This is a genomic window from Telluria sp. B2 (genome assembly GCF_051789535.1).
Lineage (GTDB): Bacteria > Pseudomonadota > Gammaproteobacteria > Burkholderiales > Burkholderiaceae_D > Telluria.
This window is the reverse complement of sequence record NZ_CP196525.1, coordinates 1427170-1445083: the sequence shown is the minus strand read 5'-3', so window position 1 is coordinate 1445083 and position 17914 is coordinate 1427170. Positions and strand designations below refer to the sequence as shown.

General features: G+C 64.6%; 20 protein-coding genes. 6 read left to right on the top strand and 14 right to left on the bottom strand.

Going from position 1 to position 17914, the window contains the following annotated elements; genetic code table 11:
• Nucleotides 1-6: 6 nt before the first annotated feature.
• Nucleotides 7-267, top strand: coding sequence for a DUF504 domain-containing protein (locus ACSUZJ_RS06490; RefSeq protein WP_499414406.1), 261 nt, complete (start codon nucleotides 7-9; stop codon nucleotides 265-267).
• 195 nt (nucleotides 268-462) lie between these two features.
• On the top strand, nucleotides 463-1101 hold the full coding sequence (locus ACSUZJ_RS06485) for a PEP-CTERM sorting domain-containing protein (RefSeq protein ID WP_499414404.1): 639 nt from the start codon (nucleotides 463-465) through the stop codon (nucleotides 1099-1101).
• A gap of 148 nt (nucleotides 1102-1249) precedes the next feature.
• Here ACSUZJ_RS06485 and ACSUZJ_RS06480 read toward each other — a convergent pair whose 3' ends face one another.
• A complete protein-coding gene (locus ACSUZJ_RS06480; protein ID WP_499414402.1) occupies nucleotides 1250-1633 on the bottom strand; it encodes a hypothetical protein in 384 nt (127 codons plus the stop codon).
• An 86-nt stretch (nucleotides 1634-1719) separates the two neighbouring features.
• Between ACSUZJ_RS06480 and ACSUZJ_RS06475 the strand changes: the two genes are divergently transcribed.
• The gene (locus ACSUZJ_RS06475; protein ID WP_499414400.1) at nucleotides 1720-2097 is read left to right on the top strand and encodes a MerR family transcriptional regulator; all 378 of its coding nucleotides are present in this window, start codon (nucleotides 1720-1722) and stop codon (nucleotides 2095-2097) included.
• A 27-nt stretch (nucleotides 2098-2124) separates the two neighbouring features.
• On the opposite strand, the gene ACSUZJ_RS06470 is transcribed toward ACSUZJ_RS06475, so the two are convergent.
• Complete coding sequence (locus tag ACSUZJ_RS06470) at nucleotides 2125-3351, bottom strand: MFS transporter (RefSeq protein ID WP_499414398.1); 1227 nt, start codon at nucleotides 3349-3351, stop codon at nucleotides 2125-2127.
• Between the two features lie 136 nt (nucleotides 3352-3487).
• Here ACSUZJ_RS06470 and ACSUZJ_RS06465 point away from each other — a divergent pair, with 136 nt between their 5' ends.
• A complete protein-coding gene (locus tag ACSUZJ_RS06465) occupies nucleotides 3488-4261 on the top strand; it encodes an AraC family transcriptional regulator (protein ID WP_499414396.1) in 774 nt (257 codons plus the stop codon).
• 171 nt (nucleotides 4262-4432) lie between these two features.
• Here ACSUZJ_RS06465 and ACSUZJ_RS06460 read toward each other — a convergent pair whose 3' ends face one another.
• On the bottom strand, nucleotides 4433-5224 hold the full coding sequence (locus ACSUZJ_RS06460; RefSeq protein WP_499416465.1) for a PEP-CTERM sorting domain-containing protein: 792 nt from the start codon (nucleotides 5222-5224) through the stop codon (nucleotides 4433-4435).
• 343 nt (nucleotides 5225-5567) lie between these two features.
• On the opposite strand from ACSUZJ_RS06460, the gene udk reads away from it, so the two are divergent.
• Nucleotides 5568-6209, top strand: a complete 642-nt coding sequence (udk, locus tag ACSUZJ_RS06455; RefSeq protein ID WP_499414394.1) for a uridine kinase — start codon at nucleotides 5568-5570, stop codon at nucleotides 6207-6209.
• Nucleotides 6210-6230: 21 nt separating this feature from the next.
• Here udk and flgL read toward each other — a convergent pair whose 3' ends face one another.
• The 11 genes from flgL to flgB all read right to left on the bottom strand — a co-directional run bounded on the left by flgL (nucleotide 6231) and on the right by flgB (nucleotide 17045).
• Nucleotides 6231-7451: a flagellar hook-associated protein FlgL gene (gene flgL, locus ACSUZJ_RS06450; protein WP_499414392.1), complete on the bottom strand. Its 1221-nt coding sequence runs from the start codon at nucleotides 7449-7451 to the stop codon at nucleotides 6231-6233.
• Between the two features lie 24 nt (nucleotides 7452-7475).
• Entirely contained in the window at nucleotides 7476-9431 is a 1956-nt protein-coding gene (gene flgK, locus ACSUZJ_RS06445; protein WP_499414390.1) for a flagellar hook-associated protein FlgK, read from the bottom strand.
• A gap of 68 nt (nucleotides 9432-9499) precedes the next feature.
• Nucleotides 9500-10435: a flagellar assembly peptidoglycan hydrolase FlgJ gene (flgJ, locus tag ACSUZJ_RS06440; RefSeq protein ID WP_499414388.1), complete on the bottom strand. Its 936-nt coding sequence runs from the start codon at nucleotides 10433-10435 to the stop codon at nucleotides 9500-9502.
• Between the two features lie 11 nt (nucleotides 10436-10446).
• Complete coding sequence (locus ACSUZJ_RS06435) at nucleotides 10447-11559, bottom strand: flagellar basal body P-ring protein FlgI (protein ID WP_499414386.1); 1113 nt, start codon at nucleotides 11557-11559, stop codon at nucleotides 10447-10449.
• 14 nt (nucleotides 11560-11573) lie between these two features.
• Nucleotides 11574-12224 carry a flagellar basal body L-ring protein FlgH gene (locus tag ACSUZJ_RS06430; protein ID WP_499414384.1) on the bottom strand — a complete coding sequence of 217 codons (651 nt, stop codon included), beginning with the start codon at nucleotides 12222-12224 and terminating at the stop codon, nucleotides 11574-11576.
• 17 nt (nucleotides 12225-12241) lie between these two features.
• Nucleotides 12242-13024 (bottom strand): flagellar basal-body rod protein FlgG, encoded by a 783-nt coding sequence (flgG, locus tag ACSUZJ_RS06425; protein WP_499414382.1) that lies wholly within the window; start codon nucleotides 13022-13024, stop codon nucleotides 12242-12244.
• Nucleotides 13025-13100: 76 nt separating this feature from the next.
• Complete coding sequence (gene flgF, locus ACSUZJ_RS06420) at nucleotides 13101-13841, bottom strand: flagellar basal-body rod protein FlgF (RefSeq protein WP_499414380.1); 741 nt, start codon at nucleotides 13839-13841, stop codon at nucleotides 13101-13103.
• A 70-nt stretch (nucleotides 13842-13911) separates the two neighbouring features.
• Nucleotides 13912-15453 (bottom strand): flagellar hook protein FlgE, encoded by a 1542-nt coding sequence (locus ACSUZJ_RS06415; RefSeq protein WP_499414378.1) that lies wholly within the window; start codon nucleotides 15451-15453, stop codon nucleotides 13912-13914.
• A 37-nt stretch (nucleotides 15454-15490) separates the two neighbouring features.
• Nucleotides 15491-16183, bottom strand: coding sequence for a flagellar hook assembly protein FlgD (locus ACSUZJ_RS06410; protein ID WP_499414376.1), 693 nt, complete (start codon nucleotides 16181-16183; stop codon nucleotides 15491-15493).
• A 20-nt stretch (nucleotides 16184-16203) separates the two neighbouring features.
• A complete protein-coding gene (gene flgC, locus ACSUZJ_RS06405) occupies nucleotides 16204-16605 on the bottom strand; it encodes a flagellar basal body rod protein FlgC (RefSeq protein ID WP_499414374.1) in 402 nt (133 codons plus the stop codon).
• Between the two features lie 20 nt (nucleotides 16606-16625).
• A complete protein-coding gene (gene flgB / locus ACSUZJ_RS06400) occupies nucleotides 16626-17045 on the bottom strand; it encodes a flagellar basal body rod protein FlgB (RefSeq protein ID WP_499414372.1) in 420 nt (139 codons plus the stop codon).
• 159 nt (nucleotides 17046-17204) lie between these two features.
• Between flgB and flgA the strand changes: the two genes are divergently transcribed.
• Entirely contained in the window at nucleotides 17205-17912 is a 708-nt protein-coding gene (flgA, locus tag ACSUZJ_RS06395; RefSeq protein ID WP_499414370.1) for a flagellar basal body P-ring formation chaperone FlgA, read from the top strand.
• The last annotated feature ends 2 nt before the right edge of the window (nucleotides 17913-17914 follow it).

Genomic DNA, 17914 nt, shown 5'->3' with positions numbered 1-17914 from the left:
GGACCCATGACGCCCATCCAGGACATCCTGCACCGCATCCTCTGGGACCTCGACTTCGGCAACGCCCACTTCGTCATCGGCTACCACGACCGCGTGCTGCAGCGGGTCGTGCGGGTGTCCTTCGAGCGCGTGATCCTGGAGCGCGGCCAGCATTTTTCCTTCGACGTGGTCGGGCGCGACGGCGAGCCGCGCATGATTCCCTTCCATCGCGTGCGCGAGGTCCTGCGCAACGGCGAACGCATCTGGCAGCGGCCGGCCCCGGCTTGACGCGCACGGCCACGTGGCTGCGGACGGCCTGCCTTCCCTGGCCCGGCCACGAGACAAGTGTCGGAATTTTTTACACTCCCCCTCCCGAGTTGGCTGCGCAAAAATCCAAGTTATTGTTTTTGCACATCTATTTCCTTTTGGCACGATAGTTGCTTAAGAGTTAATCGCAACTAAAATTAACCACCTGGAGAGACCATGAAAACGATCCTGAAACAAGCCCTTCCCGCCCTGCTGCTGGCCTGCGCCGCATCCGCCAACGCCGGCGTCATCAATCTCGGCAGTATCGAAAAGGAGTATGGCAAGCACATGGACGAGGCCAGCACCGGTACCTTCCTGTCCTGCGACAAGCTGAACGGGAATTCGATCACCGTGCGTGAGGGCCTGTGCAGCCCCTTCGTCGACGTCTTTGACTTCAGCAGCCTGAAATACAAGAGCATCGACAGCCTGGCCCTCACGCTCGCTTTCAAGGACACCGCCGACGTCACCAGGCTGCCTTTCGGTTTTAAAAATTATGAGAACTGGGAAGTGCTCATCGGCGACAGCCTGTTCCACGTAAGTAGCAACCGGATGGACATGGCAAACAGCAAGGGCATGACCAGCCAGACCTTCAATATTAGTGCCACCACCCACAGCGACGTTTTCTCGAAGATCGAAGCCGACGGCAAACTCTACCTGCGCTTCGCGGAAAACAACCTGCTGTTCCCATACAGCTTTGAACTGAGCGCCGCCAAACTGCAGGTGAACGGCACTCCGGTCCCCGAGCCGACCAGCGTGGCCCTGTTCGGCATCGCGATGCTGGGCGCCGCCTACGCGCGCCGCCGCGCAGCCAAATAAACGCCGTACGTCGCTGCCGGATATGGCAGCGCAAAAAAGCCGCTCCCGCTTTCCGGGAGCGGCTTTTTGTCTTCCTGTGCCCTGCTCAGGCCTGCAGGAAGCGTCCGCGCGCAGGCTGCGCCGCATCGTTCGCTTGCGCCACGACCGGTCACCACTGCGCCACGCCCCAGGCGAACTCCGGCAGCATGAGCAGCCACAGCACAGGCGCGTCGGCCGCCGCCAGGGTCCAGGCCATCCAGCCCGAGAACAGGAAACGCCCCACTCCGTCGTAGCGGCCGAGGCGGCGGTCGGCGTGGCGCAGCCGCAGCAGCGACCACAGGACCACGATGCTGCCCAGCAGGCCGCCGATGAACATGTGGAAGGCCTCGAACGCCGGCAGCGGCGCGCCGCCGAGCTGCACGTTCAGGCTCGACGCCAGGCCGTGCACGCAGGCCAGGGTCCAGGGCGTGGCGAGGGGCGCCGTGATCGCGATGTCGTACAAGGCGCTGGCGCGCACGATGCGCAGATAGGTCGGCAGTGGGATGGAAGGCATGGCTGGCTCCTGAGGTGACGGAATGAAAGCCACATCGTCAACCCTGGAGTACACTCCAATGGTCAAGCACTTTTCATGGAGACAGCATGCGCATTGGAGAACTGGCCGCAGCCACCGGACTGAGCCGCGACACCCTGCGCTTCTACGAGGAGCGCGGCCTGCTGGCGGCGCGGCGGCGCGCCAACGGCTACCGTGACTACCCGGTCGAGGCCGTCGAATGGCTGTGCTACCTGCGCAGCGCGCAGGCGCTCGGCTTCACCCTGGCCGAGATCGAAGCGGGCATGCCGCTGCTGCAGGAGCCCGCGAACGCCGCGAACGAGCTGCGCGCGGCGCTGGAACGCAAGCTGGACGACATCGACGCGCGCATTGCCGGGCTGGCCGAACTGCGCGCCACGCTGGCGCGCAAGCTGGACGACCTGGGAGCGGATTGCCCGCTGCGCCCGGGGCCCGCGCTCGCCGGCTGAGCCCGCGGCTTTTTCTCTTGTTTGCGCTTATTTGCGCATATTCGGCAGCAGCGCGGTCGCCAGTCCAAGCAGGGGCAGGAAGGACACCAGGCCATAGACCCAGACGATGCCATAGTGGTCCGCCAGCTCTCCCAGGCCGGCGGCGCCGATGCCGCCGATGCCGAACATCAGTCCGAACATCAGGCCGGACACCAGGCCGACCCGCCCTGGCACGGCTTCCTGGGCATAGACCACCAGCGCCGAGAAGGCCGAGGACATCACCAGGCCGACGATGCTGGCGAGCACCGCCGTCCAGAACAGGTTGGCATACGGCAGGGCCAGGGCGAAGGGCGCGACGCCGAGGAAGGAAATCCAGATCACGGCCTTGCGCCCGATCCGGTCGCCCACCGGGCCGCCCGCGAAGGTGCCGAGCGCCACCGAGGCCAGGAAGATGAACAGGAAGAGCTGGCTCTGCTCGACGCTCAGGGCGAAGCGCTGGATCAGGTAGAAGGTGAAGTAGTTGGTGAACGAGGCGATGTAGACGAATTTCGCGAACATCAATACGCAGATGACCACGACCGCGCGAATCACGTCGGCGCGGCCCAGCCCCTCCTTCTGGTTGCGCGCCAGGCCCTTCAGCTGGGCCTGCCCGTGGGTCAGCGTCCAGCCGGTCAGGCGCAGCAGCACGGCGATGGCCACCAGGGCCGCGACCATGAACCAGGCGATCGCGGGCTGGCCGTGCGGGATCACGATGGCCGCCGCCAGCAGCGGTCCGATCGCCGAGCCGGAATTGCCGCCGACCTGGAAGGCCGACTGCGCCGTGCCGAAGCGCCCGCCCGAGGCCATGCGCGCCACGCGCGAGGCTTCCGGGTGGAAGGTGGCCGAACCGACGCCGATGACGGCCGACGCCAGCAGCAGCATGGGAAAGCTGTTCGCGAACGCCAGCAGCGCGATGCCGGCCAGGGTCACCATCATCCCGCAAGGCAGCAGGTAAGGTTTCGGGTGCTTGTCGGTGTAGAGGCCGACCCAGGGCTGCAGCAGGGAGGCCGTGATCTGGTACATCAGCGCGATCATGCCGATCTCGCCGAAGCTGAGCGAGAACCGGCTTTTCAGCATCGGATAAATCGCAGGCAGCATGGCCTGGATCATGTCGTTCAGGAAGTGGGCGAAGGCGGCGGTTCCGACGATGCCGGCGAAGAAGGTGCCGGTACTGTTTCCCGTGGCCGGCGGCGCGGCAGGGCCAGTCGTGCTGGCCGGAGAGAGCTTGGTTGTCATGGAGCGATTACGATTTGGCAAAGCAAAGGCGAAACGATGCGCGAGGCCGCGCCCGGGGCGCAGGCAATCGGCAAGTGTAGGATGCCCGAGCCAGGCCGTCTGACGCCAATCTGCCAAAAGGTGTAGAGTTCCTGCCATGCCAAGTCCAGCACGCCCTAAACACCAGGATTTCCACGACCTGCCGCGGCTGCTGGTCGCCATGGAAAACAGCTGCCCCGCCGGGTCCTCGACCGGCTGGCATTCCCATCCGCGCGGCCAGCTCCTGTACGCCATCAAGGGCGTGATGATCGTGCATTCCGACGCCGGCTCCTGGGTCGTGCCCCCGAGCCGCGCCCTGTGGATGGTGGCGGGCCTGCGCCACAACGTCATCATGTCGGGCGACGTGGAAATGCGCACGGCCTACATCGACGCCGCTGCGGCGCCCGGCGTTCCGGCGCAGACCTGCGTCATCAACGTCACTCCCCTCCTGCGCGAACTGCTGGTCGAAGCGGTGCGCATCCCGCTGGACCGCGACCTGTGCGCGCGCGACGAGCGGCTGGTCCGCCTGCTCATCGACGAGCTGGGCGTCTCGAGCGCGATTGCCCTGCACCTGCCGATGCCGGCCGACCCGCGGCTCAAGAGCCTCTGCCAGTCCCTGATCGACCAGCCCGCCAGCCCCGCCGGCGCGCGGGAATGGGCCGGGACGGTCGGGATGGGAGAACGGACGCTGCACCGCCTCTTCTCTCGTGAAACCGGGCTGACGTTCGCGCAGTGGCGCGAGCAGGCCCGGCTCCTGTCCGCGCTCAGGCAGCTGGCCGAGGGCAGGAAGGGCATCGACGTGGCCTTCAGTTGCGGTTATGCGAGCCAGAGCGCGTTTGCCGCCATGTTCCGGCGCCACTTCGGGATCTCTCCCTCGAGCTTCTACCGATAAGGCCGGCAGCGCCTGGAACTGGTGGCGGATACTGGGCCGGCCTCCTCCCGCGCCCCCGTCCAGGGGACGGGCACCACGGCCACGGTCCCTGAAACAAGACAAGCAATATGCAATGAAAAATGCCAGTCAGCTTGACTGACTGGCATTGGGCCTTGAACGAAGCGAACTTGATTAGCCGCGTTTGCGGCGACCGGCTGCTGCCAAACCTGCCAGGGCCAGGCCCATCAGTGCGACGCTTCCGGGCTCAGGGACTTCGCCCACACGCAGATTGTCGATCGAAACCTGGACGCCGTTATCGATATTTACCGAACGGAAGCCAAGCTTGTCAAACGAGGAAATATTGCTGTTGCCTTTTGCTTGCGCGGTTCCCGCCACCAGGTCAGAACCGGTGACCTGGTACCATGCATCGAAGCGGTCATACTGCTTGTTCGTTGCGTCCACCGACTTGTACAGGTGCCCGAACACCTGATAGCTCTGGCCGGCAAGCAGGTTGCTGTTGGAGAGGAACACACCGCCCGATCCGCCCATCCGCACAAACAGATCGGTGGTGCAGGCCGTGTCTTTCTTGCCATCACCGCAGTTCGCCTTCAGGCCAATGCTCGGAGCGTTCCATTGGCCAAACCACAAGCCCACGAAGTCGTTACCGCCCAACTCGCCCGAGTACGAGATAGTGAAATCGACGAACACATCGGAAGCATAATCAGCCGCCAGACTGCGCACTGCTGCGTTGTCATCGTTGCCAACAAAAACAAGTGACGAGTTAGTGATCGATGCAGGAGCGAGCGGGTTTGGGTTTTGCTTGTTCGGCTTTGCCGCCGGTGCGAATTCCCAGGGCGCCGCCCAACCGGCACCGCCAGCGCCGCTGTTGGTACTGAAATTATCTTGGGCGGTAATGACAGTTGCGTTCGCGGCACCCGCTGCGAAGAATGCGAGGGAAGCCAGGATAGAAGTAGAGATTTTCATTTTCACAATATTTTCTAGTTAAGGACCGTTTCAAATAAGCATGTTTCGTGCCAGAACTAAAATTGTGTTTTCTTTCAATCATTTGTATTTCTTCGATTGGCTAAAAAATTTTCTTGTGTAAAGTTTCTCGACAATCTTTGTGGATTTTTTTGTTAAATTGGCATTCTGTTCAGGTCTCCGCTTTGCCAACTAACTCGCCCTTATGGCGGAAGCACAGCAGCTCCATGAAGTAGAAAGAAGTGCAAGCGAGGCAGTGCAAGCGGTGTCACCGGATTGCCTCACCCTGAGCGCCGAATCGGCCGGCCCCCTGTCGGTTCGCCCGCCACTCCGGTATCATGCGGGGATGAACGAAATTTCCTCCCTTCCGTTTGTCATTGGTGTCGCTGGCGGAAGCGGCAGTGGCAAGTCAACGGTGACCCAGCAGGTGCTGGCCTCCTTCGGCACCGAGATGGTGTCGGTCGTGATGCAGGACGATTACTACCGCGACCAGTCCGATCTCACCCCCGAGATGCGCCGCAAGCAGAATTACGACCATCCCCAGGCTTTCGACTGGCCGCTGCTGGTAGAGCACGTGCGCGCCCTGCGCAACGGCGAAGCGATCGAGATGCCGGAGTACGACTTCACGATCAGCAACCGCTCCAGCAAGACCATTCCGGTAAAACCCGCCCCGGTGATCGTGATCGAAGGCCTGTTCGCCCTGTACGACGCCGACCTGCGCAACATGATGTCGCTGAAGATCTTTGTCGACACCGCCGCCGACGTGCGCTTCATCCGTCGCCTGCAAAGGGATATCGCCGAACGCGGCCGCACGGCGGACAGCATCGTCAGCCAGTACCTGGAAACGGTGCGCCCGATGCACAAGCAGTTCATCGAGCCGACCAAGCGCCACGCCGACGTCATCCTGCCCCACGGCGCGAATGGCCCGGCGGTCGACGTCATCACCACCAAGGTGGCGAGCGTCATCGGGAAGTTGAAGCGGCCCTGACCGGTTCAGGAAGCGATCGGGTTAGCCGATGTAGTTGAACAGCGACAGCCCCGACAAGGTCTTGAATGACTTCTGCGCCGCGTCGAGCGTCATTTGCTGGGTGGCGTAATCCGAAATGGCCTTGGCGAGATCGAGGTCGACCAGGTTGGACAGGGTCGACGAATATTGCAGGTCCAGGTCCATGCCCGTGTTCTCGAGGTAGTCCAGTTCCTTCATGCGCGAGCCTACCCCGGCGCGCACGGTAAGGATATTGTCGAGCGAGGATTTCAGGTTGTCACTTGCCGTGGTCAGCTTGTTCGCCAGTGCCGCACGCCCGGCCGGATCGTCGGTCGTAGTGCGCAGCGCGTCGACCAGGTTCGACATGGTTGCAAACACCGATTCGCGCCTGCTCGGCTCGATGGCAAGGCTGTCGCCGTCGGCCGGCGCTCCCTTGATGTCGAAGGACACGCCGCCGACCACGATCTGCTGGCCCGGCACATAGGTCGCGCCGGCAGTCAACTCCACGGGCGGCTTGGCCGTCGTGTCGGTCACGCTGTAGGTGGCCGTCCCGGCCTCGGACACGCTGAACGTCAAGGTGTAGTCGTGCCCGGTCAGCGCATCCGGATCAACCACGGCACCGATCGTGGCGACAGCCTGGCCAGCATTACTCTCGTTCATGGCGACCTGATAGCTGCCGTTTCCAGTACGGGCCGCGATGAAGATCGCGCTGCCCGGCTCGCTGATCGACATGGTGCGCGAGGCGCCGACCTGCAGCATGCGCAGGCCCTGGTCGCCCTGGTAGTCGATGCCGTCCTCGCCCTCGACGAAAGGCTTGGTGGTGCCGCTGTAGCCGGAAAACAGGTAATTGCCATTGCCATCCGTGCTGTTGGCCACGCCCAGCAGGTCCTGCATGCGTCCCTCGATTTCGGTGGCGATCTTTTCGCGGTCGCTTTTCGAGAGCGCGGCATTGCCAGCCTGGATCAGCAGCGTCTGCACATCCATGACCAGGTTGCTGCTGTCGCTGAGCGCCTGTTCCACCTGCGCCAGCGAACTGGTCGCGTTGTCACGGTTGGTGGCGTACTGGGTGTTGAGCGACTGCGATTGCTTCACCTCGAGCGCGCGCGCGGCCGCGATCGGGTCATCGGCTGCGGTCACGACGCGCTTGTTGGTGGCCAGCTGGTTCTGGGTCCTGGCCATCTGCGACTGCAGCGTGTTGAGCTGGCTGGTCGCGTTCTCGTACATGGTTCGGGTGCTGATGCGCATGGTGTGCTCCGCTTTCTATCCGGGTCAACGGGCGATCGACAGCAGGGTGTCGAAGATGCTGTTGGCGATTTGCATGACCTTGCCGGCCGCCTGGTAAGCCTGCTGGTACTTCAGCAGGTTGGCGGCTTCCTCGTCCAGGTTCACGCCCGACACGTTCTGCGCCGCGCCCTGCACTTCCTTGAGCAGGGCTTCGCCGGCGCTGGCGCTGACCTGCACCTCGCGCGTCTTGTTGCCGACCGCGCTGACGGTCTGGGCGAACGAGGACTGGAAGGTGGCGGTGCCGTTGTCGAAGACAGCCCTGGTCTGCAGCGCGGCCAGCGCCGCCATGTTGCGGGTGTCGGCGTTGCCGGTCTGGTTGCCCGTGATGCTGAAGCCGTCGCCGTTGGCCGGCGTGCCCGAAATGGCCGCGCTGACGCCGTTGAAGCTGTAGGTCGCGCCGGCCGTGAACGGCACGATGCCGTCGGTGGCGGTGTAGGCGCTGGAGACGCCGCCGACCGTGACCTGCACCGTCGCGCCCTCCGGGAAGCCCGACAGGCCCCCCGCGTCCTGGTCGTAGCGCAGCGTGACCGGCAGGCCCGGGTCGGCGGCGAAGAACTCCTGGCTGATGCTGCCGCTGCTGATCTTCGCGCTGCCCCTGTTGCTCGTCAACGCGGCGGTGGCGACCGGCATCGCGGCGGCGATGTCGTTGACGTCGCTCAGCGCCAGCGTGAACTGGGCGGCCGCGCTCGCAGTCGGGCGCACAAGAAAATTGTCGCCGGAGACGGCAGTGCCCGTGACCGTGAAGCGCACCCCGTCCTTCTCGATGCTGGTAACGCCCTCGGGCGAGGTCGGGATCTGTTCGCGGGAATTGTCGCGCGCGCGGACCAGGTAGAAATTGCCGCCGTCCGATTCGACACGGAAATCGCTGTCGCCCAGCCTGGCCAGATCGGTGATCTCGACCGTGACCTCGGCATTGCCGCGGTTGTTCACCGCCGGCGCCGCCGTCTGCGGCGCGACCGTGAAGAAGTCTCCGCCCTGCTCGCCGGCACTGTCGATGCCCAGCCTGTGCTGTGCGTTGAACGTGGTGGCCAGGCCCAGGGCCAGGCGGCCGATCGCGTTCTGCACCCGATCCAGGGTATTGGTGCGAAATTCCAGCAGGCCGCCCAGTTCGCCGCCGGTGAGCGCGCTTTCCGGCAAGGCAACTTCCTTGCCGCCGGTTACATAACCCACATTGACACGCGACAAGTCGGTCGGCGAACGCATCGCCGCCAGTTCGAAAGGCTGGCTGCCCACCACCAGTGGCTGGCCGTTGCCGATCGAGATATTCAGCCCATTGTTGGTGCCGGCCGTGACCGAGGCCTTGACGTGCTTGTTCAGCTCCATGACGAGCTGGTCGCGCTGGTCGAGCAGGTCGTTGGGCTGGCGGTTCGCAGTCGCGCCGAGTGCGCCGATCCTGGTGTTGAGCTCGGCGATCTGCCGGGCGTAGGTGTTGATCAGGTTGACGTTGGACTCGATCTGGCTGTTCACGCCGGCATCGATTTCCTCGAGCCGGGCATCGACCTGCTGGAAGCTGCCGGCCAGTGTCTCGGCGGCCGACAGCAAGGCCTGGCGCGAAGGCGTCGAGGCGCTGTTGCCGCTCACGCCCTGCACCGCCGAGAAGAAGTTCTGGAGCGCCGGAGACAGGCCCGAGGTGCTGTCGGCCAGCAGGTTGTCGATCTGGCTGACCTGGGCGTAATAGGCGTCGAGCGAGGTCTTGCTGGCGGTGGCGCTGCGCACCTGGTTGTTCAGGAAATCGTCGCTGTAGCGCTTGATCTCGGCGACGCGGGTGCCGGTACCGGTAAAGCCGTAGGCGTTCTCCATCGTGGTCGACGTCGCCTGCACCACGCCCTGGCGGCTGTAACCATCGACATTGGCATTGGTGATGTTGTGGCCGGTCGTGGCGAGCGCAGCCTGGGCCGCGTACAAGCCAGTCTTGCCGATGCTGAGGAGGTTTCCGGACATGTGATTTTCTCTACCTGATTATTCTTCTACGGCAGGCCGGGCCCGAACTTGAACGCGGCGCCAGCTGTTCATGCCAATGAATGCTTGATAATCTTCGTCAACTTGTGCCCATACTCAGGATCGGTCGCGTAGCCGGCGCGCTGCAGGCCATGCGCGAACGCCGACGCGTCGCCCGCGCTGTCGAGGACTTTTTCGTAGCGCGGATTGTTCGCCAGCATGCGCGCGTAATCCTTGAACGAATCGGCCGGGCTGTCGTAGGCACGGAATTTCTCGACCTTCTGGTGCGGCTTGCCGTTGATGTACTCGGTCGTCACGGCGGTCGCAACCTTGCCTTTCCAGCCCGGGCCGGCCTTGATGCCGAACAAATTGTTGGCATTGCTGCCGTCGGCATTGCGGATCATGCGCCGGCCCCAGCCGGTTTCCAGGGCGGCCTGGCCCAGCATGAACTTGGCCGGCACGCCGGTGACCTCTTCCGCCGCGGCCGCGTGGGCGCCGAGCTTTTCCTGGAAGGCGCGTACGTGGGCCGGCTGGACCCGCCCGGCGCCGTTGATGCCCTGAGTCTGCAGGCCGGCGTCCAGGCCTTCCTTGAGCGGGCCGACCTTGCCCTTGAGCGGGATGTCGAGCGCTTCGGCGACGCCGTTGCGGCCGATGGTGGCCGAGGACACGTCGTCGGAACCGATCGCCAGCGCCCTGGCGTCGCTTTGCGCCGACAGCTGGCGCACCAGCACGTCGGCCAGGCCCATGCCGCGCTTGGCCAGGTTCTGGCTCAGCTGCTGGTCGAGCATGGACGTGAACATCTTCGTCTGCTGGTTGTCCATCACGCCTTCCTGCGGCGTGGCTTCGCGCATGGTCTTCATCATCTGGTTGATGAAGAGCGCCTCGAACTGGGTCGCCGCGCCGCGCATGGCGTCGTTCGAGCCGGCCTTGGCCGACTGCTTGAGCTTGCCCAGATCCTGGACGTCGAGCGCGAACTTGCTGCTCAGGTCGTTCTTCGAAGGGATCATGCCTGCTTACCTCAGATGATCTCGAGTTCGGCGCGCAGCGAACCGGCGGCCTTCAATGCCTGCAGGATGGCCAGCAGGTCCTGCGGGGTCGCGCCGATCGAATTCATGGCCTTCACGACTTCCGCCAGCGAGGCGCCGCCCTTCACCAGCAGCACCTTGCCCGGGTCCTTCTTCACTTCCACGGTCGGCGTGGTGGTCACGACCGTCTGGCCGCGCGAACCCGGCGCCGGCTGGCTGACGTTCTGGTCGGCGCCGATCGTCACCGACAGGTTGCCGTGCGAGATGGCGCAGGTGTCGAGCGTGACCGCCTGGTTCATCACCACCGAGCCGGTACGCGCGTTCAGGATCACCTTGGCGGCGGCCGCGGCCGGCTTGACGTCGATGTTTTCCAGCAGGCCGATGAAGCTCACGCGCGCATCCGACGAGGCCGGGGTGCGCACGCGGATCACGCGGCCGTCCAGGGCGGTGGCGGTGCCGGCGCCGAACTGGTCGTTCACCGCCGCGACCACGCGGCTGGCGGTGGCGAAGTCGGTGTCGTTCAGTTCCAGGCGGATCTGGTTGTTTTCGCCCAGGTTCGAGGGCACGGCGCGCTCGACGGTGGCGCCGCTTGAAATCTTGCCGACCGACAGGTGGTTCACCTGTACTTGCGCGCCGCCAGCGCCGGCGGAGGCGCCCACGCCGCCGACCAGCACGTTACCTTGCGCCATGGCGTAGACCTGGCCGTCGGCGCCGTGCAGCGGCGTCATGAGCAGCGTGCCGCCGCGCAGGCTTTTCGCGTTGCCGATCGAGGAAACGGTGATGTCGATGGTCTGGCCGGGCTGGGCGAAGGCCGGCAGCGAGGTCGTGACCATCACGGCCGCCACGTTCTTCAGCTGCAGCTGGCCGGTCGGCGGCAGGTTCACGCCCTTCTGCTGGAGCATGGCGACGATCGACTGCACGGTGAACGGGGTCTGGCTGGTCTGGTCGCCGGTGCCGTCCAGGCCCACGACCAGGCCGTAGCCCGACAGCTGGTTCTGGCGCACGCCGGCGATGCTGGCCATGTCCTTCAGGCGCTCGGCATGAACGGCAGGGGTAGCGGCAACGAGGGCAGCGCACAGCGCCAGCAGCGGGAATTTGAAACGCATGATCACTCCGGAAATCAGAACGGCAGCAGCGACTGGAAGAAGCGCGACATCATCGAATTCACCTCGGCGCGGTCGATGCGGCTGTTGGTGCGGTATTCGACGCGCGCGTCGGCCACCACGGTCGACGAGACGATGTTGCCCGACTGGATGGTGTCGGGGCTGACCATGCCCGAGAAACGGATGAACTCGATGCCCTTGTTCATCGCCACCTGCTTCTCGCCGGCCACGATCAGGTTGCCGTTGGCGAGCACCTCGGTGACGGTCACGCCGATGGTGCCGGTGAAGGCATTGCTGGCGCTCTGGTTGTCGCCGTCGGCGAACTTGATCGCGCCTTCGGTGCCGACGTTCGCGCCCAGCCTGGACTGCAGCGGGCCCGGCAGGCCGAAACTCGCGCTGCCCGTCTTGTTGCCCGAGCTGGCGCCGCTCTTGTTGGCCGAGGTCTTCTCGACGATGTTGATGGTGAGCAGGTCGCCCACCTGGCGCGCGCGGCGGTCCTCGAACATCGGGCGGTAGCGCGCGGCGTTGTAGATGGCGCCATCAAGCGGCGGGGCGACCTCGGCCAGGGCCGGACGCGCGCTGCGCGTTTCCTGCACGATCGAGCTTGGGGTGGCGGCGCAGCCGGCCAGGATCACGCCGGCCGCGGCGATGAAAACAAGTTTCTTCATGATGTCAGCGTGAACGATTACAGCTGGGACAGCTTCTGCAGCATCTGGTCGGAGGTCGTGATCGCCTTCGAATTGATCTCGTAGGCACGCTGGGTCTGGATCATGTTGACCATTTCCTCGACCACGTTCACGTTCGAGGTCTCGACGTAGCCCTGCATCAGCACGCCCGCGCCGTTGGTGCCCGGGATGTTCGCGTTCGGGTTGCCCGAGGCGGTCGTTTCCAGGTACAGGTTCTCGCCTTTCGATTCCAGCCCGGCCGGGTTCACGAAGGTCATCAACTGGAGGTTGCCGACTTGCGTGATCGCCGTGGTCCCGGGCACCTTTACCGACACGGTGCCGTCGCGGCCGACCGTGATCGATTCGGCGTTTGCGGGAATGGTGATCGGCGGCTGTACCGGGTAGCCGCTGGAGGTGACCAGGGTGCCGTTGGCGTCGGCCTGGAAGGAACCGTCGCGGGTATAGGCCTGGGTGCCGTCGGGCAGGAGCACCGAAAAGAAGCCGGTGCCGTTGATCATCACATCCTTCGCGTTGCCTGTCTCCTGGGGGTTACCCTGGGTGAAGATGCGTTCGGTCGAGACAGCGCGCACGCCGGTGCCCAGCTGCAGGCCGGAAGGCAGGTTGGTCTGCTGGGACGACTGGGCGCCGGGCTGGCGCACGGTCTGGTACAGCAGGTCCTCGAATACCGCCCGCGAACGCTTGAAGCCATTGGTGCTGACGTTGGCGAGGTTGTTGGTGATGACGTCGAGGTTGGTCTGCTGCGCCTCGAGGCCGGTCTTGGCGATGAACAGCGAACGAATCATTGGTTTCTCCTATTGGCGGCAACGGTGCTCGCAACTGCGGGCCGCCGCGCATAATAGAATTATGCTGGGGAAACACTTAATTCAAAGCGAGGATCTGGCCGGCTTTCGCGGCGTTATTCTCGGCGTTCTTCATCAGGCTCATTTGCGTCTCGAACGAACGCGCCAGTCCAATCATGTCCACCATGGCGTCGACGGCGTTGACGTTACTACCCTCGAGGGCGCCTCCGGCGACGCGCACCGCCGGGTCAAGCGGGGCGCTGCTGCCGTCCTTCAGGCGGAACAGGCCGTCGTCGCCGCGTACCAGGTCCTGGGCGGGCGGATTGACCAGCTTGATCCTGCCGAGGACGATCGGCACGGCCGGGCGTTCGGCGCGCGTGATGGTGGAAATCGTGCCGTCGCTGCCGACCATGATGTTGGTATCGGGCGGAATCGTGATCGGGCCGGCGTCACCGACGATGGTCGCACCGCTGGCGACGGTCAGCAGGCCGTTCGGACTCATCTCGAGGGCGCCGTTCCTGGTATAGGCTTCCGTACCGTCGGGATTCTGGACGGCGATCCAGCCAGGTCCCTTGACGGCGACGTCGAGGTCGCGCCCGGTCATCTGCAGGGGGCCCGGGGAAAAGTCGGCGCCCACCGTGTTGTTGACGACAAAAGCGCGCGTCGGCAGGCCTTCGCCCTGCACCGGCACGGCGCGGAAGGTATCGAGCTGGGCGCGAAAGCCCGTCGTGTTCAGGTTCGCCAGGTTGTTCGAGGTCGTTGCCTGCTGCTCGAGGATGTGCTTGGCGCCGGAGGCGACGGTGTAGATCAGGCGGTCCATTGTTGTTTCCTTCGTTTAGGTGCCGGGTGTGCTGCTTGTCCTTGGGCGCATCGACGGATCACTCGACCGGTCAGCGCAGGCTTACCAGCGTCTGCAACACCGAATCCTGGGTCTTGATGGTCTGCGCATTGGCCTGGTACACGCGCTGCGCCGTGATCATGTTGACCAGTTCGGCCGTCAAATCGACGTTTGACGTTTCCACCGCGGAGGACTGCAGCACGCCGAAGCTGCCCGAATCGGGTGCGCCGACCAGGGGAATGCCGGAGTCGGTCGACTCGGCCCATGCGTTATTGCCCAAAGGCTCGAGACCGTTGACATTGGCAAAGTTCGCCAGCACCACCTGTCCCAGCGGCTGGCTCTGGCCGTTGCTGTACTGGCCCATGATGACGCCATCCTCGCCGATCGAGAAGCGCTGCAGGTGGCCGGCCGCATAGCCATCCTGGGTCAGGCGCTTGTCGTTGGTGACGGTACCGTACTGGGTGGTTCCGGTGAAGGCGATCTCGATCGACTGGGTGGGCTCCGAACCGGTCGACGGATAGATCGGCAGGGACAGGCCCACCTTGCCGGCGCCGGTGCTGGCGGACGCGTTCAGGGCGCCGTTCGCGTCGAAGCTCAGGGTGGCCACTGGCTTGGCGGGCACCTTGATCGCGGCCGTGATGGCCTTGTCGACCATGTCCGGCGTATAGCCGGCAATGCCCGCCGCATCCGCGCCAGCCTTGATGATCGCCGCCTGGGCCGCCGCATCGCCGCCGTATTCGGCGGAGCCGGCGGCCGCGGCCACCAGCGCCGACGCCTCGGTGGCATACTCGGCCAGGCGCAAGGCAGTGGCCGCATCGTCGGCCGGGACCGCCCTCCTGGCCGCGTCCCAGGCCGCGCGCGCGGCGTTCACCGCGGCGTGCGCCGGGCTGTTGCCCAGCGAAGCCTGGGCCACCTTCAGCTGGGTTACCTCGATGCCATCATTGGCGGCAAACACGTCCCAGCTGCCGGCCTCGTTCTTGCGGTAGAAGGTGGACAGCACATGCGGATTGCCCAGGGAATCGTAGACGTCGATCGGCGTCTGCTTGTTATAGGTGTTCGGATCGCTGGCATCGAAGGCCAGCAGGGTCGGAGGCTGGGTACGCGAATCGAGGTTCATCTCGATGCCGACCTTGGTGGTCAAGGCCGGCTTGAGGTCGCTCGTGCGCACCTGCAGCGGCACCGGCGCGCCCGCCAGCACGTCGCCGCTGGGACCGATGCCGTAGCCGGTCAGCTTGGCGCCCTGCGCGTTCACCATGAATCCATCCTTGTCCATCGAGAACTGGCCATTGCGCGTGTACTGCACCATGCCCGACGACACCGTGCGGAAAAAACCCTGGCCATTGATCGCCACGTCGAGCGAATTGCCCGAGGCTTCGATGTTTCCTTGGTTAAACTGCTGCGCGATGTTCGCGACCTTGGTGCCGATACCTGCGGTCATGCCGCCGGCGCCGTTGAGGGAATTGGCATACACGTCCGCGAACTGCGCCTGCGAACCCTTGAAGCCGACCGTGCTCGCGTTGGCAATGTTGTTACCGATGACGTCCAGCGATTTCGCAGCGCCATTCAAGCCGCTCAGACCTTGTTGAAAAGACATTTCGTTCTCCTGAAAGAATTGGGGGTAAGCGGCTTGCTTATAGGACTTGTTTGATGTCGGCCAAAGTGACTGCCCCTTTTCCTGCAAGGTTCAACTTGACCCCGTCCTTGGAATTGGTGCTGACGCTGGCCACGCTGTCGAGCGTGAGGGCCTTGACGTCGGTCAGCGGCTGGCCGCCGCGGGTGGCGACGACGCGGAAGCTGTAGTTGCCGTTGGCGAGCGTGGCGGCGTCGGGCGCGTCCGAGCTGCCGTCCCAGGCCAGCGGCGTGGCGCCGGCTTCCATCGCGCCCAGGTCGATCGTGGCCACGTCCTTGCCGGTCTTTGGGTCGGTGACGATGACCTGCACGTTGTCGGCAGCGGTCGCCAGGTCGACGCCGAAGACCGACTGGGCGTCCACCAGGGTCAGGTTGCTGCCCTCGACCAGCACGCCATGACCGATCAGGTTGGTCGCGGCCATCGCTTCGCTCGACTGGTAGCTGGACTTGAGCGTCTCCAGGGTCTCGTTGAGCTTGTTCACGCCGGTCACGGTCTGCAGCTGGGCCAGCTGGCTCGTCACCTGGGCGTTGTCGAGCGGGTTCAGCGGGTCCTGGTTCTTGAGCTGGGTCACGAGCAGGGTCATGAACTTGTCGGTATCGGCCTGGACGCCGTCTTTCTCGGTCTTCCTGGCGTTCATGGTCGCCATCAGGTCGCTGATCGAGGTGCCGGAGGCGGCGCTGTTTACGGTGGACATATCGTTGGGGCTCGCTTGGATTATTGACCCAGGGTCAGGGTTTTCAGCAGCATGCTCTTCGCCGCGTTCATGGTTTCGACGTTGTTCTGGTACGAGCGCGAGGCCGACAGCATGTTGACCATCTCGTCCACCGCGTTCACGTTGGGCATCGACACGTAGCCCTTTTCGTCGGCCAGCGGGTTCTTGGGGTCGTAGACCTGCTTCAGGGGCGACGGATCCTCGACCACTTCGCGCACCTTGACGCCGGTGCCGCCGGTCGCCATCGGGACCGCCTCGAACACGACCTGCTTGGCGCGGTAGGCTTCGCCGGTACTCGAGGTTGCGCTGTCGGCATTGGCCAGGTTGCTGGCGACCGTGTTCAGGCGCTGGGCCTGGGCGCTCATCGCCGAACCGGAAACCTTGAAGATATTAAAGAGCGACATGATGTCTGGCCTTTGAAAGCTTATTGCCCGCTCTGGATCGCCGCCAGCAGGCCGCGGATCTGGTGGTTGATCATGGTGATGCCGGCTTCGTAGCGCAGCGCGTTGTCGGCAAACTGGTTGCGCTCGACGTCCATGTCGACCGTGTTGCCGTCGACCGCGCCCTGCACCACGCCGCGGTAGAGCACCGGGGTGCCGTCCGGCAGCGCCTTGCCGTCGGCGGCCGGCTGCTGGTGGCGCGCATTGGTCGCGACCAGCGGATTGCTGGGGTTCGCCGCGCGCGACAGGGCGCCCTGCATGGCGCTGGCGAAGTCGATGTCGCGCGCCTTGAAGTTCGGGGTGTCGGCGTTGGCGATGTTGGACGCCAACAGTTCCTGGCGCTGCGACCGCAGGGACAGCGCCGTTTCGTTGAAGCGTAAGTAGTTGTCGAGTTTGCCGATCATGCCGCCTCCGGGCAGATTTCTGGTTGGGACAGCGTGAATCATACGTTTGGGCAACACAACCCAATCGAACGATAAAGCACCCCAAACCCCGGCTATTCAAAGTTTCACTGCGGCATCAAGACGCCTAAGATGGCAGGCATCGAAAAGCATTCTTTTGCCATGTTCAAGAATTTGAAATTGTTCACCGCCCTGCTGTTGGCCGCGCCGCTGGCGTTGGCGCAAGGGTCGGGCCAAAGCGCAGGCGCGCGCCAGGACGGCGCCGCGCTGCGCAAGGTGGCCGAACACTATCTGCAGACCCAAAGCGCCGGCCTGCCAGGCAAAGTGACCGTCAAGATCGGCGCGGTCGACCCGCGCCTGTCGCTGCCCGCCTGCCCGGCCCCGGAAGCCTTCCAGCAGCCTGGCGCCCGGCCCTGGGGCAAGACCACGGTCGGCGTGCGCTGCACGGCCCCGAGCTGGAGCATGTTCCTGCAGGCCCAGGTGACGGTGATCGCCGACTACGTGACCGCCGCCGTGCCGCTCGCCCAGGGCCAGGCCATCGAGGCCGGCCAGCTGACCACGATGCAGGGCGACATTGCCGCCATGCCGAACGGGATCGTCACCGACATGGCGCAGGCGATCGGCCGCACGCCCATCGTCTCGCTGCCGGCTGGCGCCCCGCTGCGCCTCGATTCGCTGAAGAGCAAACCCGTGGTGCAGCAGAACCAGGCGGTGCGCATTGTTTCTCGCGGGGAAAACTTCTCGGTCTCGGGTGAAGGCAAGGCGATCGGCAATGCCGGCGAAGGCCAGGTGGTGCAGGTGCGCACGCCGCGCGGGGCGATCATCAGCGGAACCGCAAGGACCGGGGGCGTGGTGGAAGTGGCATTGTAAAA

Coding starts and splice junctions, on each gene's coding strand:
- ACSUZJ_RS06480 (WP_499414402.1), bottom strand. CDS start 1,633: ATGCCTTCCATCCCACTGCCGACCTATCTGCGCATCGTGCGCGCCAGC.
- flgK (WP_499414390.1), bottom strand. CDS start 9,431: ATGTCCGGAAACCTCCTCAGCATCGGCAAGACTGGCTTGTACGCGGCC.
- ACSUZJ_RS06470 (WP_499414398.1), bottom strand. CDS start 3,351: ATGACAACCAAGCTCTCTCCGGCCAGCACGACTGGCCCTGCCGCGCCG.
- flgL (WP_499414392.1), bottom strand. CDS start 7,451: ATGCGCATCAGCACCCGAACCATGTACGAGAACGCGACCAGCCAGCTC.
- flgJ (WP_499414388.1), bottom strand. CDS start 10,435: ATGATCCCTTCGAAGAACGACCTGAGCAGCAAGTTCGCGCTCGACGTC.
- ACSUZJ_RS06410 (WP_499414376.1), bottom strand. CDS start 16,183: ATGTCCACCGTAAACAGCGCCGCCTCCGGCACCTCGATCAGCGACCTG.
- flgC (WP_499414374.1), bottom strand. CDS start 16,605: ATGTCGCTCTTTAATATCTTCAAGGTTTCCGGTTCGGCGATGAGCGCC.
- ACSUZJ_RS06435 (WP_499414386.1), bottom strand. CDS start 11,559: ATGCGTTTCAAATTCCCGCTGCTGGCGCTGTGCGCTGCCCTCGTTGCC.
- ACSUZJ_RS06460 (WP_499416465.1), bottom strand. CDS start 5,224: ATGAAAATCTCTACTTCTATCCTGGCTTCCCTCGCATTCTTCGCAGCG.
- flgB (WP_499414372.1), bottom strand. CDS start 17,045: ATGATCGGCAAACTCGACAACTACTTACGCTTCAACGAAACGGCGCTG.
- ACSUZJ_RS06465 (WP_499414396.1), top strand. CDS start 3,488: ATGCCAAGTCCAGCACGCCCTAAACACCAGGATTTCCACGACCTGCCG.
- udk (WP_499414394.1), top strand. CDS start 5,568: ATGAACGAAATTTCCTCCCTTCCGTTTGTCATTGGTGTCGCTGGCGGA.
- flgG (WP_499414382.1), bottom strand. CDS start 13,024: ATGATTCGTTCGCTGTTCATCGCCAAGACCGGCCTCGAGGCGCAGCAG.
- ACSUZJ_RS06430 (WP_499414384.1), bottom strand. CDS start 12,224: ATGAAGAAACTTGTTTTCATCGCCGCGGCCGGCGTGATCCTGGCCGGC.
- ACSUZJ_RS06475 (WP_499414400.1), top strand. CDS start 1,720: ATGCGCATTGGAGAACTGGCCGCAGCCACCGGACTGAGCCGCGACACC.
- ACSUZJ_RS06490 (WP_499414406.1), top strand. CDS start 7: ATGACGCCCATCCAGGACATCCTGCACCGCATCCTCTGGGACCTCGAC.
- ACSUZJ_RS06415 (WP_499414378.1), bottom strand. CDS start 15,453: ATGTCTTTTCAACAAGGTCTGAGCGGCTTGAATGGCGCTGCGAAATCG.
- flgF (WP_499414380.1), bottom strand. CDS start 13,841: ATGGACCGCCTGATCTACACCGTCGCCTCCGGCGCCAAGCACATCCTC.
- flgA (WP_499414370.1), top strand. CDS start 17,205: ATGTTCAAGAATTTGAAATTGTTCACCGCCCTGCTGTTGGCCGCGCCG.
- ACSUZJ_RS06485 (WP_499414404.1), top strand. CDS start 463: ATGAAAACGATCCTGAAACAAGCCCTTCCCGCCCTGCTGCTGGCCTGC.